At 43.8% G+C, this 18,366-nt stretch carries 11 protein-coding genes; 5 read left to right on the top strand and 6 right to left on the bottom strand.

Annotated features, from left to right (window positions below; genetic code table 11):
* Positions 1–194: 194 nt before the first annotated feature.
* Genes glgX through treY form a run of 3 tightly spaced genes read left to right on the top strand, consistent with a single transcriptional unit; the run spans position 195 to position 8,377 of the window.
* Positions 195–2,327, top strand: a complete 2,133-nt coding sequence (glgX, locus tag ABDD95_RS09450) for a glycogen debranching protein GlgX (RefSeq protein WP_345951639.1) — start codon at positions 195–197, stop codon at positions 2,325–2,327.
* On the top strand, positions 2,311–4,152 hold the full coding sequence (treZ, locus tag ABDD95_RS09445) for a malto-oligosyltrehalose trehalohydrolase (protein WP_345951638.1): 1,842 nt from the start codon (positions 2,311–2,313) through the stop codon (positions 4,150–4,152). Before glgX ends, treZ begins: the two co-directional genes overlap by 17 nt.
* Positions 4,145–8,377, top strand: coding sequence for a malto-oligosyltrehalose synthase (treY, locus tag ABDD95_RS09440; protein WP_345951637.1), 4,233 nt, complete (start codon positions 4,145–4,147; stop codon positions 8,375–8,377). The genes treZ and treY overlap by 8 nt, the downstream gene beginning before the upstream one ends.
* Positions 8,378–8,474: 97 nt before the next feature.
* Here the strand turns inward: treY and ABDD95_RS09435 are convergent, their stop codons facing one another.
* Complete coding sequence (locus ABDD95_RS09435; protein WP_345951636.1) at positions 8,475–9,530, bottom strand: fatty acid desaturase; 1,056 nt, start codon at positions 9,528–9,530, stop codon at positions 8,475–8,477.
* 113 nt (positions 9,531–9,643) lie between these two features.
* Here ABDD95_RS09435 and ABDD95_RS09430 point away from each other — a divergent pair, with 113 nt between their 5' ends.
* Positions 9,644–9,862 carry a hypothetical protein gene (locus tag ABDD95_RS09430; RefSeq protein ID WP_345951635.1) on the top strand — a complete coding sequence of 73 codons (219 nt, stop codon included), beginning with the start codon at positions 9,644–9,646 and terminating at the stop codon, positions 9,860–9,862.
* A gap of 52 nt (positions 9,863–9,914) precedes the next feature.
* On the opposite strand, the gene ABDD95_RS09425 is transcribed toward ABDD95_RS09430, so the two are convergent.
* Positions 9,915–12,755, bottom strand: a complete 2,841-nt coding sequence (locus ABDD95_RS09425; protein ID WP_345951634.1) for a TonB-dependent receptor — start codon at positions 12,753–12,755, stop codon at positions 9,915–9,917.
* Between the two features lie 28 nt (positions 12,756–12,783).
* The gene (locus ABDD95_RS09420) at positions 12,784–13,620 is read right to left on the bottom strand and encodes a hypothetical protein (RefSeq protein WP_345951633.1); all 837 of its coding nucleotides are present in this window, start codon (positions 13,618–13,620) and stop codon (positions 12,784–12,786) included.
* Positions 13,621–14,021: 401 nt separating this feature from the next.
* Here ABDD95_RS09420 and ABDD95_RS09415 point away from each other — a divergent pair, with 401 nt between their 5' ends.
* On the top strand, positions 14,022–14,669 hold the full coding sequence (locus ABDD95_RS09415) for a hypothetical protein (protein WP_345951632.1): 648 nt from the start codon (positions 14,022–14,024) through the stop codon (positions 14,667–14,669).
* A gap of 53 nt (positions 14,670–14,722) precedes the next feature.
* On the opposite strand, the gene ABDD95_RS09410 is transcribed toward ABDD95_RS09415, so the two are convergent.
* From ABDD95_RS09410 to ABDD95_RS09400, 3 genes are all read right to left on the bottom strand, one after another.
* Positions 14,723–15,223, bottom strand: a complete 501-nt coding sequence (locus ABDD95_RS09410; protein WP_345951631.1) for a peptidylprolyl isomerase — start codon at positions 15,221–15,223, stop codon at positions 14,723–14,725.
* Positions 15,224–15,246: 23 nt separating this feature from the next.
* Entirely contained in the window at positions 15,247–17,262 is a 2,016-nt protein-coding gene (locus ABDD95_RS09405) for a thioredoxin domain-containing protein (protein WP_345951630.1), read from the bottom strand.
* 124 nt (positions 17,263–17,386) lie between these two features.
* Positions 17,387–18,295, bottom strand: coding sequence for an SDR family oxidoreductase (locus tag ABDD95_RS09400; protein WP_345951629.1), 909 nt, complete (start codon positions 18,293–18,295; stop codon positions 17,387–17,389).
* Positions 18,296–18,366: the final 71 nt, after the last annotated feature.

The following is an 18,366-nucleotide window of genomic DNA, read 5'->3' as shown; positions in this document are numbered from 1 at the left end:
TAACTAAACGTAAGAGCCGTCCCTAGCATCGGCTCCCTTACAAGTCAGCTCTTGGTGTAATTTACCCTCTGGGCCAATTATTCTGATTGTTACCTATTAACTATTGATGCTTTCGTCAGCTCCAGTTACAACTTTGTTGTGTATTTTTTTTGTGTAAGCCCAAACATTTTTTACGGCAAAACCTTCATTGCTTTATGAAAGTAAATAGTTTTCCGGGCAAACCATTTCCGTTGGGTGCCACACCAGATAGCAAGGGAGTAAATTTTGCCATTTATGCCAGCAATGCCACCAAAATCGAATTATGTTTATTTAAAACAGCCGATGATGAAATAGAATATACTAAAATAGAGCTCACCGAACGTTCACACTATATTTGGCATACTTATATACCCCACTTAAAACCGGGACAACTGTATGGCTACCGTGTACATGGCCCGTATGAGCCTGAAAATGGCTTACGCTTTAATGCGAACAAGTTACTTATAGATCCCTATGCAAAAGCCATATCGGGTGTTATTAACTGGCACGATGCGCTATTCAATTATGATGTTTACAGCGAAGAGAAAGACTTAAGCTTTAGTGAAACAGACAGCGCGCCTTTTATTCCCAAAAGTGTGGTAGTTGATCCTAAGTTTGACTGGGAAGGCGATTGTCCGCCGAAAACACCTTACCACAGCACCATCATCTACGAAACGCACGTTAAGGGATTCACCAAATTACATCCTGAAATTCCGGAAGAGATCAGAGGTAGCTATGCGGCTATTGGTCATCCGGTTACTATTGAGTATTTAAAAAAGCTGGGGATAACCGCTATTGAGCTGATGCCGGTACACCAGTTTGTGGCCGACAGGCATTTGGTTGAGCAGGGTCTTACTAACTACTGGGGTTACAACACTATCGGCTTTTTTGCGCCTGATGTACGTTACGCCAGCAGTGGCAATTGCGGCGAGCAGGTTACCGAGTTTAAGCAAATGGTAAAGGAGCTGCACAAAGCTGGTATTGAAGTAATACTCGACGTGGTATATAATCACACTGCCGAAGGTAACCAGTTAGGTCCAACGTTGTCATTTAAAGGCATTGATAACGAAGGTTACTACCGCCTTACCGAAGATAAGCGCTACTACATGGACTATACCGGCACGGGCAACACGCTAAATGCCAACCTGCCCAATGTACTTCGTTTAATTATGGACAGCCTACGCTACTGGATTACCGAAATGCACGTGGACGGCTTTAGGTTTGACCTGGCCTCTACCCTGGCGCGCGAGTTGCACGAGGTAAACCGTCTGAGCGCTTTCTTTGACATTATCCATCAGGATCCTATTATATCACAAGTAAAGTTAATTGCCGAGCCATGGGATATTGGAGAGGGTGGCTATCAGGTTGGTAAATTCCCACAGGGATGGGGTGAGTGGAACGGTAAGTACCGCGATTGTGTGCGTGATTACTGGCGTGGTGAGAACAGCACCCTGGCCGAATTTGCGTCACGTTTTACCGGCAGTGCCGATTTATACCAGGAAGATTTAAGAAACCCTACAGCCAGTATCAACTTTGTAACCGCACATGACGGCTTCACGCTAAATGACCTGGTAAGCTATAACGAAAAACATAACGAAGCTAACGGCGAGGATAATAACGATGGCGAGAGCCATAACCGCTCTAATAATTACGGTGTAGAAGGTCCGACTGATGATCAGGAGATTAATCAGATCCGCGAACAACAAAAAAGGAATTTCATTACTACGTTGTTCCTGTCGCAGGGTGTGCCCATGCTAGTAGCCGGCGATGAAATAAGCCGCACACAGGGGGGTAATAACAATGCCTATTGCCAAGACAATGAAATATCTTGGCTTGATTGGGCCAATGCCGACATGGAGCTGTTCGATTTTACTTCTAAGCTTATACATTTCCGCCGTAAGCACCCGGCTTTCGCTCGTAAGCGCTGGTTCAGAGGAACGCCTATTAAAGGAGTGGAAGACATTGCCTGGTTTTTGCCTGAGGGAAGCCAGTTAAGTGACGATCACTGGAATAATGACTTCGCCAAATCGCTGGCTGTGTTTATAAACGGCAGAGCGCTACGCACACGTAACGAGGTTGGTGAAGCTTTAATTGACGACGGGTTCTATGTAATATTTAATGCACACTGGGAATCAGTTGATTACAAATTACCTGAAACATTATACGCCAAAAACTGGACGAAGATCATTGACACTACCGAGAATGAAGTGGCCGATGATGAAACTTACGAAGCCGAATCTGTAATTACGGTTAAGGGCCGTTCCATTGTTGTATTACACCATCCGGTAATTTATGACCAAAGCAACTAAAGTAATTGATATACGCCCTGGTATTAGCGTAAACGGTGGCGAGGCCAACGTGTGGTTATGGGCGCCTAAGGCCAAAAGTGCAAGTGTTAAAATACACGAAACAGGCGATAATTTACCTTTAACGCCTCAAGAATATGGTTACTGGCATATAAGCACCAATCAGCTCAAAGATGGTAGTCTGTACCAAATTGTGCTGGATGGCCAGGACCCCTTGCCCGACCCTGCATCTTTGCACCAGCCGGAAGGTGTACACGGTGCATCGGCCGTAGTTGACCTGAACGCACAGCAATGGACCGACGGCAGCTGGGATAACGTAAACCTGTCAGACTATATCATATACGAACTACACACCGGTACATTTAGCAACGAAGGCAATTTTGAAGGCATTGAAAAAAAGCTGGATTACCTGGTAAACCTAGGCATTAACGCCATTGAGATTATGCCGGTCGCGCAGTTCCCCGGCAATCGCAACTGGGGATACGATGGTGTGTTTCCGTACGCAGTTCAAAATTCGTACGGTGGCGCCAAGGGCTTACAAAAGCTGGTAAATGCTTGCCATAGTAAAGGACTGGCTGTAGTGTTGGACGTAGTTTATAATCACTTAGGCCCCGAGGGTAATTACTTTAACGAGTATGGGCCCTACTTTACTGATAAATATAATACGCCTTGGGGCAACGCCGTAAATTTCGACGACGCAGGTAGTGATGCTGTAAGGCATTATTTTATCGAAAACGTACTGATGTGGTTCCGCGATTTTCACATTGATGCCTTGCGGATGGATGCCGTGCACGCCATCAAAGATTTCGGAGCGCAACACATTCTGGCTGAAATTAAAAGCCGTGTTGACGAACTGATGGCGCAAACCGGCAAACGGCACTACCTCATTATTGAATGTGATTTGAACGACACCCGCTTTATCAACCCGCTTGATAAGGCTGGGTTTGGTATGGACAGCCAGTGGATCGATGAATTTCATCATGCTCTGCGCATTACAGCTGGCGGAGAGCAAACGGGCTACTACAGCGATTTTAACGGCATTGCCGATCTGGCTAAGTCATACAATGATGCTTATGTATACGATGGCCAGTATTCGCCGCACCGCGATAAACATTTCGGTATAAAAGCGACAGATAATCCGGGACAGCAATTTATCGTTTTCTCACAAAATCATGACCAGGTGGGCAACCGCATGCTTGGCGAACGCAGCAGCGAGTTGTTCAGCTTCGAGATGCAAAAACTGATGGCCGGTGCCGTATTGACTGCGCCCTACCTGCCTATGCTGTTTATGGGTGAAGAATGGAGCGAACCGAACCGCTTTATGTACTTTGTAAGCCATACTGATGCTGAACTGGCAGAGGCGGTGCGCAAAGGCCGTAAAGCTGAGTTTGCAGCATTTCATGCTCAGGGCGAAGCGCCCGATCCTGTGGCCGAGGAAACTTTTAATAATTCGAAGCTGCAATGGAATTTAACCGAGGGGGGGCAGCACCAAATTATGCTCAACTTTTACCGCCAACTGATAGCTTTACGCAAACAGCTGCCGGTATTACATATTTTAAACCGCAAGCGGTTAAATGCGACAGCTAATGAGGAACAAAAAACGCTGATTTTGCACCGTAAACACCACGTGCAGGAAGCTGTCATTCTCATGAACTTTTCTGTTAACATACAGACTGTATATTTACCCGATACAACATCATCCTGGAACAAACAATTTGACTCAGCAGACGCACAATGGAACGGACCAAAAGCGGCAGCCAATACATTGGCCGGCGGCACAAGCGTTCAGTTACAACCCGAGTCTTTTTTAATATATATCAATGAATAACCCTGTTGCTACCTATCGAATTCAGTTTCATTCGGCATTTACGTTTGATGAATTTGAACGCATCATTCCTTACCTGCAAAAGCTTGGCGTAAGTACTATTTATGCTTCACCAGTTTTTGAAGCGGCGCCAGGCAGCACCCATGGCTACGATGGCGTAAACCCGCACCACATCAATCCAGAGGTGGGTACCGAAAAGCAACTCAAAACCATTAGCCAAAAGCTAAAGCAAAATAACATCGGCTGGCTGCAGGATATTGTTCCTAATCATATGGGGTTTCATCCAAACAACCCTTGGTTAATGGATCTGCTCGAAAAAGGCAAAATGTCCTTATATGCTAATTTTTTTGATGCCGTTTGGACCAGTGCCTTATTCAGAGATGAACCTTTAATGGTTCCTTTTTTGGGCAGCCCGCTTGAAGAAGTTATCAAAAATAATGAGATTACGGTTGATTTCCAGCCACAACAGGGACTTGTGCTGGAATATTATGACAATTATTACCCCTTAAGTCCGGCATCTTATCCACAAATTTTACAAGCAACCGGTGAAGAAGTGCCGCAAGCGCTTCAAACTCTGGTAAAGCAGGTAAGCAGTGTACAGCTAATTACCGAGACCGGAAGCTGCGCACTAAAATGGTCGGCCTGGAAACAGCGATTGATTAAGGCTTTAAAAGATGAAGAAGTAAAACGATACTTTGATCAATGCTTATCAGCTGTTAATGATGATAAGGAAAAGTTAAATCAGTTGGCTAACAGCCAGGCTTACCGGCTGTGTAGCTGGCAGGAAACAGATAAGAGCATTAACTTTCGCCGATTCTTTACAGTAAACAGTCTTATATGTCTTAACATTCAGGACAAGGCCGTATTTGACCACTTTCATCGCCAGATCAAAAACCTGGTAGAGAACGGCACATTCCAAGGGTTGCGTATCGACCACATTGACGGCTTGTACGACCCTACCCAATACCTGGAACGCCTGCGCGAGCTGGCGGGCGATGATACTTACATAGTAGCCGAAAAAATACTGGAAGAAGGCGAAGAACTGCCCGAACATTGGCCTATTCAAGGTACGTCCGGCTATGACTTTCTAGCACAGGTAAACAATGTACTAACCAACCAAACGGCCGAAAAGCGCTTCACTGCATTTTACAGACACTTGGTTGGCAGCGAGCAACCCATACCCGAACAAATTGCCGAAAAGAAAGCTCACATCTTATCGGAACATATGGGCGGTGAGTTGGAAAACGTGTATCAGCTGTTTAACAAACTTAAATTAGCCGATAAAAAGCTTTTAACTGGACTTGACGGAAAAAGCATAAAAGATGCTATTGGTCAGCTGTTAATCTACTGCCCTATCTATCGTTATTACGGCAACCAGTTACCGCTGCAAGGCAAAGAATACAGCGCTGTAAAATCGCTATTTAAGCAAGCAAAAAAGCAGCAGCCAGAATTGAAGGCTGCGTTGAACTTGCTGGAGGTAGTTTTGCTGGAAAAACCAAAGCTGGGCAATAACGATTACAACAAACGAGCGTTACAATTTTATCAGCGGCTAACACAGTTTAGCGGTCCTTTAATGGCTAAAGGCGTTGAGGATACATTAATGTACACCTATAACCGCTTTATTGGGCATAACGAGGTTGGCGATGCGCCCGATGCTTTTGGTGTGAGTGTTAAGCACTTCCATCAGCTCATGACACAGCGGCAAAAGCTTTGGCCACTGGCATTAAACGGCACCTCAACCCATGATACTAAACGCGGCGAAGATGTACGCGCACGTTTAAACGTATTGACCGATCTGTCCAAAACCTGGTTTAAAACGGTTAAGCAATGGCAGGAACTCAATGCTGGCTTAAAGCACGACAACGCACCTGATGCCAATGACGAATATTTCATCTATCAAACTATTGCAGGCGCCTACCCCATGCCCGGCGAACCGGATGATGACTTTGCCAACCGACTACAGGAGTATTTGACGAAGGCGTTACGTGAGGCTAAAGCACACTCCGACTGGGCTAATCCTAACGAAGCTTACGAACAGGCTACGCTTAATTTTGCAGCAGCATTGCTGGATACCGACAGCGAATTTTGGGCCTCATTTGAGAAACTGCAGGAAAAGATAGCCGACCATGGCATCATCAACTCACTCTCACAGGTTTTGCTTAAGTTTACCTGCCCTGGCGTACCTGATGTTTACCAAGGCTGTGAGTTGTGGGATTTTAGTTTGGTTGACCCAGATAACCGCAGACCAGTTGACTATGAAAAGCGTGGTGAATTTTTAAATGACATTATCAGTAACATTCATAACGAAGAACAGGTAGAACAGCTTTGGCAAAACCGGTACAACGGCCAAATTAAGCAATGGCTTACTTATAAATTATTTATTAAAAGGCAGCAGTCGGCCGATTTGTTTGCACAGGGTAGTTACATACCACTGCGTGTAAAAGGTGCCTACCAGGATTATGTAATGGCCTTTGCACGCCGTTACCAGCAACAATGGTATATTACTGTTGTACCGCTGCACCTGGCCGAATTATGCCGCGAGCAAGACCGCGACCTGAAGAACCTAAAGTGGAAAAACACACGCATATTATTACCTGAAGAAGCGCCATCATCCTGGAAAAATGTCCTATCGGGCGCTGAAGGACAAATAGACAGTAGTAGCATCCGCATCAAAGATGTATTTGGTGAGTTGCCTATAGCTCTACTTAAACTCGAACATCAGGAAAACACAAGAGGCGCTGGTATACTGATGCATATCACTTCGCTCCCATCACCTTTCGGTATTGGAGACATGGGGCCAGAGGCTTATAACTTTGCAGACTTTTTAAGCAGGGCGGCGCAAAAGTACTGGCAATTGCTGCCGCTTAATCCCACAGGGCCCGAGCAAAACTTCTCGCCGTACAGTTCGGTAAGCAGCATGGCCGGAAATCCATTGCTCATCAGCCCAGAACTATTGGTACAAGCTGGTTTACTTACCGATGGAGATCTGAAGGATTTGCATTTGGACGTAAAAGAGCAAGTAGATTTCCGCAAAGCTTTGAAACACAAGAGCGAATTGCTTAGCCAGGCGTATCAAAATTTCAAAAGCGGAAATTTCAGCGTCTTAAACCAGCAATTTCAAAAGTTTTGTGAACGCGAGGCGTACTGGTTAAATGACTTTGCCTTGTACATAGCCATTAAACAGCATCATGATAACAAAGCATGGTATGAGTGGCCTATAGATTTGCGCCAGCGCAAAACTGCTGCGCTTAAACGCTACGCCGTACAAAATGACGCCGAAATTGAGCAGGTAAAATGGATACAGTTCATTTTTAATGAGCAATGGCTGGCTTTAAAAAATTACTGTCATATACAAAACATCAAGCTATTTGGCGATCTGCCATTTTATGTAAGTCATGATTCGGTTGATGTTTGGGCTAACCCCGAAAGCTTTAGCCTCGATGCTGAAGGTCAAATGATAGGTATAGCCGGCGTTCCACCCGACTACTTTAATGCGGATGGCCAACTGTGGGGCATGCCTGTTTACCGTTGGGATGTTATGAAAGCGCGCAACTACGACTGGTGGGTTAAGCGCCTGCGCAAAAACATGGAGCAGTTTGACCTCATAAGGCTCGATCACTTCCGTGCATTTTCGGCCTACTGGGATGTGCCCGCCGGTGAGGAAACGGCCAAAAACGGCAAATGGAGAACCGGTCCTGCAAGCGACTTTTTTAGAGTTGTTAAAGAAGCATTAGGTAGTTTACCGTTCGTGGCAGAAGACCTGGGGGATATTGATGCTCCTGTTTTTGAATTGCGCGATGAGTTTGCATTTCCGGGTATGAAAGTGCTACAATTTGCCTTTGGCGATGAACTGCCAGACTCGTTGTACATTCCGCATAATTACCAGGAGAACTATTTGGTCTATACCGGTACACATGATAATAACACAACGGTAGGTTGGTATAACCAGGATGCTAATAAGAACGTACGTAAGCAAATAGAGCAGTATACGGGTCAATCGGTTAAAGCTAAAAACATTCATGCAGTACTGGCTCGCACCGCTTATGCTTCAACAGCTAAAATAGCCATACTGCCCATACAGGATGTAATAGGACTTGACGAAAGCGCCCGCATGAACAACCCATCATCGGCAAAAGATAACTGGGGCTGGCGCTTACTACCGGCCTACCTAAAGCCCGATGAAGAAGAGCGCTTACGGGAATGGGTGAAGCTGTACAACCGCCTGTAAAGGTTATTGGATGCGTGCAGATATAAACTGCAAATCAGCAATCAGTATTAACAACAAAGGATGTGAAAATTCACATCCTTTGTTTGGTTTACTTTCCTTAGCCTATTACTTTATCCAGCACTACGTCTTTAGCCTTTTTTTGTGGGTGGTAATACTCCTTTAAAAACTTCTTTTTAGAGTCATGATACTCTGTAACACCGCCCATTAAACTAAGGAGTCTGATGTAACACCACGCCAAATCTACCTGATGCGGTAAAAATCCGGAACGGGCGCTTTTAGGGTATAAATGATGGTTGTTATGCCATTCGCCGGCTACAATACCAGGCCAGATCTGGTTAATAGACATATCACTGCGGTTATAATCTGTTCCTTCGCGGCGCTTATCTTCGCCTTTACCGTGGCCTTCATAATTAAAGGTGCGTACGCCTACAGCCCAAAAGCCGGCAGCACCAAATAAGGTACAGGCAAGAGGGTGTCCACCAATCATATAAAACACGAAGTACCAAAATCCCCAGTTAAGCAATATACCGCCAATAGTACGCATAGGATTAGCTAAAGTACCCCACTTTTGATATTGCGCATAAGTATTAGATATTTGCCCGGTGTGCTGCATTAATTTAACGCAACGATTGTACGCGTTTTCGTCCATATTACGGGCAATAGGCTGGTGATTTACGTCGGCCAAAAAACAATACAAAAACCCGCCCTGCGCATTGTAAGGATCACCTGGCTGGTCTGATTTGGCATGATGCACGTGGTGCGAGATCACATATATTTCTTCGGGAATAATTTTAAGAGTAATATTCTGCGTAATAAAACGCCAAACCGGGTTACGAAACTTATAGGCCCTGTGGGTACAATAGCGGTGGTACCAAACTGTGCCATGCGAACCCATTACAACCATGCTGTAAACTGCAGCTATGGCTAACAATTTAATACTGAAAAATTTAAAAATGAAAAAGCCAAGCGGCACCGCCAGGCAAACAATCATCATCCAACTGGTAAAAGACAACCAGTTCTTCTTCGTCTTGAAAATGTTTAATCTTTTAAAAAACTCCCTGAATATATCTCCCGCTTTAGGCTTTGATAAATTTCCGTCTCCGTCTGTCCAACCATAAGAAGGCTGTTCTAACACACTATCTATAAATGCCATAAATCCTGGGTGTCTGTTTTAAATTAATTAGTGGTCTGTAAGGTAGGTATATTATTTGGACTATTTCTAAATTTGTTTACAACCTTGCGCGGTATTAAGCGTTATTTAGCATTATGGAAGACTTTGGAATAACACTGGCTGTAAACGGCCAGCAAATAGCAGCTACCGTGCATCCGCATATTGAAGGCGAAAGCACTTATTACGATATTGTAACTGATGATTTTACCATCAGCATTTACAAAGATACCATGTACACTTGGGCTGCCGATGTGAATGCAGGCTTCAGCAATGAGGAAATACAAACCATTGGCGAGCAGTTGAACGATTATTAATAAAAAGGGCTTCTGTAAGAACAGAAGCCCTTTTTATATTGATTATATGCTTTTAATAAAAGCTGCCATCTCCCCTTCGACGCATTGGCCGGCCGTTACGGCTTGGCGAGCCCGACCATTTTTGAAGGTTGGTGCGCACGCTAAACATAAAATAACGACTAAGGGCATTTGATAATGTATTTGTATAGCCGTTATCATTAATAACCTGGTTGGTAAAGTTGTTTTGCTTTAAAATATCGAATACTTGTATCCTGAAAGTAAGGTTACGGCGCGCTAGAAAATCTTTTTCGATATACCCGTTTATAACCAGCGGATTACTTGAAACACTTTGCTGAATATTACCTCCGATGAAGTTTTTACTTGCTTCGTAGCCAATAGTCAAAGACCTTTCTTTCATTAAAAAGAAGCGTCCGTCTATAGCGAGTGCCGTACGCTGCAACGTTGTTGTTGATATGCTGCCCACTGTCAGAAACGTTTTGGTATAATCATAAGAAATAAACGGATTAACCTCTATTGATTCGTTGGGGTTAATGCGTGGGCCAAAGCGCTGGTTTAAACGCCATGCATTGGTTGTGGTAGGCAAGTTATCAACCATAGCCAGGCTGTGGTTAAAGGTTACACTGCCATTTAATGATAAGTTATACTTACGATCGGCCAGTTGCTTAGCTAAATTATAGTTACCCCCGGCACTATAAGAACCGCTAAGGTTAACATAATTAGTTTGGTTAATGTAAGCTTTTTTGTTAGGATCGGCAGGGTCAAGTATCCTTACGTTATTGGTTGCAATTTGATTGCGAACGGTACTTCCGTACAAATTAACTGATATGTTAAACTTTGAATTAGAGAGGTAGTTATTATACTGTGCATTTACATTATGCCTGAAAGAGACCTTCAAGTTAGGGTTACCCACAATAGGATTTTGCCTGTTAGAAGTATCTATGATGGGTTGTATTTGTGTAAATGATGGCTCAACCGGGCTGCCCGAGTAGTTGATTGACGCCCTGTGCTGCCTTGACCACTGGTATTGAAAACGTGCAATGGGAATTACAAAAAAATTATTTCTTGTTGTTCTGATATTGCCCCTGCTTACATTGTCGCCGGTAAGGCTGGTAGGCACCGCAGTAACACCGAACGACAAGTTATATTTTGTTTGATTAAGCCGATAGTTGAAAGCTAAACGCGATTCTGTAAAAGCATAATTATATACATTGTTTAAGCCTTCGCCCATGGGTAGTCGTAAACCGCTGGGTGCTATACTATCTGTTAAAGCATTGTTGTCATATCCGCGGTAATTAACTTGGGCATTAAATTCAAACTGTGAAATTAAAGACAAGGGCTCAACGTAAGTTACGCTCGTTCTGAAATTACGCGTGAGATTGTCACGTGTAATAAGCCGGTGTGTATTTAAATTGCCAGTAACTAAACCCAGATTGTTTTTATAGCCAATAAGCGTGTTTTGCTCATTATCTTGCTGCTGATTGGTGTGGTTATAGCTTAATTGAATTGACGCATTACGCCGTGGTTTCTTAAATATATGTTGATAAAAAATTATTCCTCCAAAATTAGGCGTCGTATTGGAGCTGATGTTGCTTCCATTATTATTCTGAAAGCGCAAGCCGCTATCAGCCCTGCTTGAGTTGCTGCTGGCACTACTACTGTTGATGTTAATAGTTGGAGTAACCCTTAAAAAGTTAGAGCTATCGGGGCTGTACTCAAACTCAAAACTGAAGTTGTGCTGTTTGTTGTTATTAAGCTGATTGCTGTTTCTAACAAAAAAAAGTGTATCTGATTGAGCCGTTCCATTGGGTAAACGGCTTTGATAATAGCTCTGACCGTAACTGTTATTTACAGAATTTACGTTAGTATAATTATAACGATAATTCATGTTTACCTCAATTTTAGGGGTCCACTGATCGCGGTAAGTAATGCTCGGGCTTCCTGATGTCGTAGTTCCACCAGATCCTGTAGCGCCGGGAGCACCGTTATTGCCGCCGCCAGCACCACCTGCACCACCAGCTATGCCACTTGAGGCCACGCCATTTACGGTGTTTCTGAAGTTGCCATTTATATTCAACACCTTATTACCATCCCGTCTTTCGAGTGCAACACGGCTTTCGTACCTGCTGTTGTTGCCTCCGCCGGCATTTATCCGCGCCGTATTACCTACAGACCGGTCAGCGCGGGTTGTTATGTTTAATACTTTTTGTGGATCTCCATCCTTAATACCGGTACGAGCGGCCTGGTCGCCATAATCATCCACAACCTGTATTTTTTCCACCACGTCTGCCCCTAACGATTGGATAGCCCTGGCTAAATCACCGCCGGCATAATCCTTTCCATTTAGTTTAGCTTTAGTAATTTGCTGACCTTGATGCGTTACCGAGCCATCGCTGCCCACTTCCATACCTTCCATCTTCTTTAACAACTCGTCGACTGTAGCATTAGGCCTTACTTTGTAATCGCTTGCACGGTATTCTACGGTATCGGTTTTGTAAGTGATGCTGGGTGCGTTAACTACTACTGCCGCTAACTGATTGGATTGAGCTCCAAGAATAATAGGATCGAGTACCAGGCGGGCCACGGCATCGTTATTAAGCATGCGCCTCACCAGTGGCTTAAAGCCAATACTTGTGATGCTTAGCACAAACGTAGCCGACTTTATATTTTTAAATACAAAAATACCATCGGCATTTGTGGTCGTTACGGTACTGTCGGTAGCTGTTTTTAATTTTACGGTAGCACCTATTATGGCTTCGTCAGTACTGTCTTTGACTATACCGCTTACCTCGCGAACGGGCAAGGGCGGCCGGGCATTGCCACCACGGGCTGGCACCTGCGCAAACAGTTTGGCCGCGAATAAAATAAAGGTAATTATCAGTAAGGTTTGTTTCATGTGTAAGGTTTAAAGTTGTAGTAAGGTATTAAGGCTTAGCCAGTTTGTATTTGCCCCAAAAATCGGTAGCTGTCATCATATCCATCATCTGGCCTCCAAAGCCGCCACCGCCAAAGCCGCCACCATTTCCGCCGCCGTTGCCGCCACCGCCGTCTCCTCCACCCTGGCGGTTAGCGATGCGCATACCGCCGCCGTTGCCCATTTGTATGCCATTCAGTTTGACATTGTAAGCCAGCTCGGTTTGCTTTGACGCATCGAGTTCAAGCAACTTTAGCGGAATGGCCAGTTCGTAAAACAAATTGCCCTTTGTATCGAAGTTTATGACCGTTTTAATACCGTAAGTATTATAGATAGAAACTAATGTGTCAGTAATTTCTTTAACCCCGGTTACGCTGAGTTCTTTCATTCCGGCAACTGCTTGCTTACGCGACGCTACTAAGGCAACGGTATCAACGTCGCCTCCACCCTGGCGGCCTCTACCGCCCCCGCCCATGCGAAAACCGCGGCCACGGGTTACAAACGGATAAACAAAGGTAGCGGCATCTTTCTCCTTCTTCTTTCCGTCTTTGTTAATAGTAAAGGTTAACCCACCGCCCAATAGCTTATTTATATTAATTTGATCGGTAGAAGTAATGGCCAAATAAAGATTGTTAGCGTCATTAGCAAGTGTGTATCTTAACGATGTGCTTTTGTTATACTCGGGTAAAGTTCCCCACTCGTTATGTTTGCCATCTATCTTAACAGCTGCAGGCGCTTTAACGCCCTCGGCCATACCCGGTTTCTTTTGGGCTAAAACGCTGCCTCCAAGCAACAGGCAAAGGCCTATGATTTTCCACGACTTTTTATAAGTGTTGTTTAGCAACATAAGTATTTATGTATGTACAGATGAGCCGGTTTTGTATATATACGCCGAACTAACCTTAGGTTTATAATATGATGCGCTATTTTTAAAAACATTGCATATTTTAATTATTGCGCTTACCAAATTTAACGGTAAATACACTAAGTATTAAAAATTACTAAGTAATAAATTGAATACAAAAGCATAAATTATAAACTTGTTACACTAAAATTCACGTAGGAAAAATATTTTTTTAAACCGGTTAAACCTACATCCGTCAATACACTCTATCATCAGTTATGACAATTAACTTCTTGGCGTTTACAACCAAACATCACACCCTTTGTTTATTATTGCGTAATAAGCTAGCCATGGTAAAACATATCAATTTATGCCTTTTTTTCTTATTTGCTACCAGCTGTTGCATGGCCCAGGAGACTGTTGCGCGTGAGCGTAAACTAACCCCAGAGGTTGTTGAGGAGTACACGGTTTTAAAAAGCAATTATGATGTAATGCAAGGCACCTATGCTGCTTATTTAAAAAAGACGCTCATTGCAGCGGGCCGTTACAACAACAATAAGAAAGTTGGTACATGGTCTTTTTTTGATAGTAAAGGCGTAGTAAAGCAACGCTTTAATTACGACGAGATGTCCTTAACCTATGAAGCCCCGCAAGAGCAAGGCAGCCAGATCACATATGTTGTAGATGATTCCTTAAAAAACGATTACAAGTTTTCGCGTCCGATCAGAATTGGGGGTAACTATTACGGCTATTTACCTTATATTAATCTGGTGCGACTGCCCGCAGAGCTAAAAAACCTCCAAAATGAAACGGAGAAGGTAAGAATGGAGCTCTTAGTAAGTCCGGGTGGCAGACTTGCCGAATTTAAACTACGCATACGCTCTGTTAATGCGGTGGATGATGGAGATGATGTACTTTTGAATGTAAATGTTAACCTGCTGGCCGATGAAGACAAAATATATATGGCCGGCAAGCTGAACGACAATCCAGTACCAGTACGCATACTAATTCCTTGTCAATTTTACAGGACCGACAGAATAAGATTACCATAAAAAAAGCCGCCGGAGAAGTTCCGGCGGCTTTTTTTATGGTATGTCTCGTTTTCTTAGTGCTGATGAAGGCCATCTGGACCATGAGCATGCCCGTGCGACAATTCCTCAGCATTGGCCGGGCGCACGTTAATGATCTCACCTTTAAAGTGTAATTCCTGGCCCGCCATTGGATGGTTGAGGTCTACAATAACTGAGTCTTCAACTACTGATACCACCTGACCTTGAAAACGGTTGCCTTGGTTATCTTGCAAAGGCAAAACTGCACCCACTTCTGGCATATCTGTACCATCAAACATTTCTTTAGGCAAATTAGCTACAGCTTCATCGTTATATTCACCGTAAGCATCTTCGGCGCTCAATTTAAAATCAAAGCTATCGCCGGTTGAAAGTGTGCTCAGGTTTTCTTCGAACCTTGGCAGCATCTGACCTGCGCCATACAAAAAAGTTAATGGCTGCTCCTGGGTTGCACTTTCAACCAAAGCTTCTGAGCCGTCTTCCTGGTTAACATACAAATCGTAGGTTAACGATACGACGTGTTGTGATTCAATTTTCATTAGATAAATTTTTAATTAATAAGCTACGAAAGCAAAATTTGTTTTAAAGCCTCCGTTACCGAGTAAGCCGGTATTCCGCAAGTTTTGTCCTTACAGATAAATATACGGCTTTGTGCAGCTACCCTGTTTTGCAGTAAAGGTAAGTTTTCTTGCGTACCGCCCAAGATTATTTTGTTAGGTATATAGTGCTTTTCCCACTCCTGGCGCACAGCATGTGCATCATTACCAGTTATAGCAACCTCATATAAGCCAGCTATTTCCTCCAATAACAACAAGGTCCAGTTGGCGTAAGATGAACCATAGTTGGCCATATAAGGCATTACATTGCGCAACAACTGCGCTGATATTTCCTGATAACGCTGATGTTCAAGAAACAGAGATAACTTTTTTAGACTGCGCGCCATTACTGAATTGGATGATGAAATAACACCGTCCATAATTTCAGTTTTACGGGCTATAAGCTGCTCATCATCCGCAGGGGTATAATAAAACATTCCTTCGCCCTCGTCATAGTAATATGCAATGCCATTATCGGCAAGTTTTTGCGCAACATCAAGCCACTGTTTGTTGAAGGTAACCTCATATAAGGCAATGAAGGCCTCTATAACGTTGGCGTAATCATCTAAAAAGGCTATAACTTTTTCTTCTCTGTTAACACCAGGCCTAAAGATACGGGCCAGCCTGTATTTTTCGGTAATGAGGTTTTGATGAATAAATGTGCCGTTTTGAATAGCTAATGCCAAGTAGCTTTCGTTGTTAAATGTACGGTAAGCTTCACAAATGCCCTTCAACATTAAGCCATTCCATGATGCTAAAATTTTATTATCCAATCCTGGCCGTATTCGGCGGCTTCTAGCTTCAAAAACCCTGGCTTTTGCAGCTGCAATTGCGCTTTGCAAAGCACCGGTTTCCATGCCCAATTTATGGGCTAATAACTCGTCCCGCTCGTTTCGGTATAGCACGTTGGTTTGTTCTTCTTCCCAGTTACCATCATCGGTGACGTGATAGTAGATGCAGAACAAATCTGCTTCATCGTCCAAGATATTTTCAATTTCTGCCTTCGTGAAGGTGTAAAACTTGCCTTCTATCCCCTCACTATCTGCATCAAGTGCTGAGTAAAAGCCAAAGCCCGGCGAGGTTAATTCACGCTTTACAAATTCAATCGTTTCCTCAACCACCTTATTGTATAACTCATCCTTATTCCAAACATAGGCCTCGGCATATAAGCCCACCAGTTGGGCATTGTCATAAAGCATTTTTTCAAAGTGCGGCACATGCCAGCGCCCATCAACCGAATAACGGGCAAAACCGCCTCCTATATGATCATAAATGCCCCCAAATGCCATTTTATTCAGAGTAAGTTCAACCTGGCGGGCTACGCTTTCATCCTGCATGAGGTGTGCAAAGCGCATGAGGGTTAACCAATTATTAGGCATCGGAAATTTAGGCGACCTGCCTGTACCTCCTTCGGTGGCATCGAAATGTTTCTTCCAGTTTGTGATAATGGTCTTCAAATCGGCAGCTGTGTACCGCGGTTGTTCGGCAATCAGATCTACCGACTCAAATTGCTGGATGCCCTCGGTTAAGCGCTCAGCATATTCCACAGCTTCATTGGGTCGGGTTCCGTAAAAATCTGCCAGGCTAGTGAGGATATTTATCCAGTTCTGCTTGGGGTAATAGGTACCACCGTAAATTGGACGCTGATCAGGCAAGCAAATACAGTTAAGGGGCCAGCCGCCGCGGTTGGTCATGAGCTGTACGGCGCTCATATAAATTTGGTCAACATCGGGCCGTTCTTCTCTGTCTACCTTAATGCAAACAAAATGTTCGTTCATTAGTGTAGCTACCTGCTCGTCCTCAAAGCTTTCATGTTCCATAACATGGCACCAGTGGCAAGCCGAGTAACCAATGCTTACAATGATCAGCTTGCTTTCATCCCTCGCTTTTTGAAGGGCCTCGGTTCCCCATGGGTACCAATCCACCGGGTTGTTGGCATGTTGCAGTAAGTATGGCGATGCAGCATTGGCAAGATGATTCATAACGATTTAAATTTTTCCTGTATTCTTAGAATGAACCAGCAGATGAAACTAATGGTTTTATATATAAGCAATAATGCCGTACAGCTACTCCTATACGGCATTATTAAATATGGGTTAGAAAAGCTTATTCCTTGTGGTCATGCCCTTCATGCGAAGGGAAATCGCCTTCGGTGCTGCCGGTCTGGTTGTTGATGGTTACCCGCTCTTCGGCTGATGCCGCATGCTCAGTATGCTGTTTACCGCTGGTACTTGGTGCGGTAATACTTGCTGTAACCGCTGCTGCGGCATTATCGGTAAGCAAGTTATTAAACAGCATATTCGCTTTATTCATTATACCTGGTACTACTTTATCACTCCCTGCCTTTAGGCCTTCAAAAGCAGCAGCCGCTACTTCCTCAGGTTTGTAAAAGGTCATTTTTTTGTAGGCCACCGTATTGGTTGCTTTTGCTTTGTGAAAGAAATCAGTATCGGTAGCATTAGGCAACAGTGCAGTTAAGGTTACATTGGTATCTTTTACTTCTTGTATCAGCGCTTCAGTAAAGGACAGTACAAATGACTTAGCAGCAGCATAAACCGCCATTAATGGCGTAGCTGATTTTGCCAACGATGATGACACATTCAATATTTTGCCATCATTACGGGCTACCATTTCTTTAAGGTAGTATTTGGTTAAACTAACCAATGCGATTACGTCCAGATGAATGATGTCAATATCACGGTTAAGGTCGGTATCTATAAAAGCGCCATACTCCGCTTGCCCCGCGTTATTTACTAAGGCATCAACAGTTATACCCCATTGCTGCGTTTGTTCGTAAATGGCTTTAGCCGCACCGGGTTTGAACAAATCCTGCGCTATGGTTTTAACTTCTATATCGCACTGTTGCTCCAGTTCGCGTGCTACTTCTTCAAGGCGTTCATCGCTCCGGCTTACAATAATAAGGTTGTAGCCGTCCATGGCAAATAATTTTGATAACTCGTATCCAATTCCACTGGTACCGCCGGTAATCAGCGCATATTTGTTGTTGCTTTTCATAAGTAAAGTTGTTTGATTACTATAGTTAACAATAGCACGAGCAAATTGTATAGCATTTTAATATATTTTTA

It is taken from the genome of Mucilaginibacter sp. PAMB04274, from assembly GCF_039634385.2.
In the GTDB taxonomy this organism is placed as follows: domain Bacteria; phylum Bacteroidota; class Bacteroidia; order Sphingobacteriales; family Sphingobacteriaceae; genus Mucilaginibacter.
Note: the sequence above shows the minus strand (reverse complement) of the source record. Positions and strands in the feature narration are given on the sequence as shown.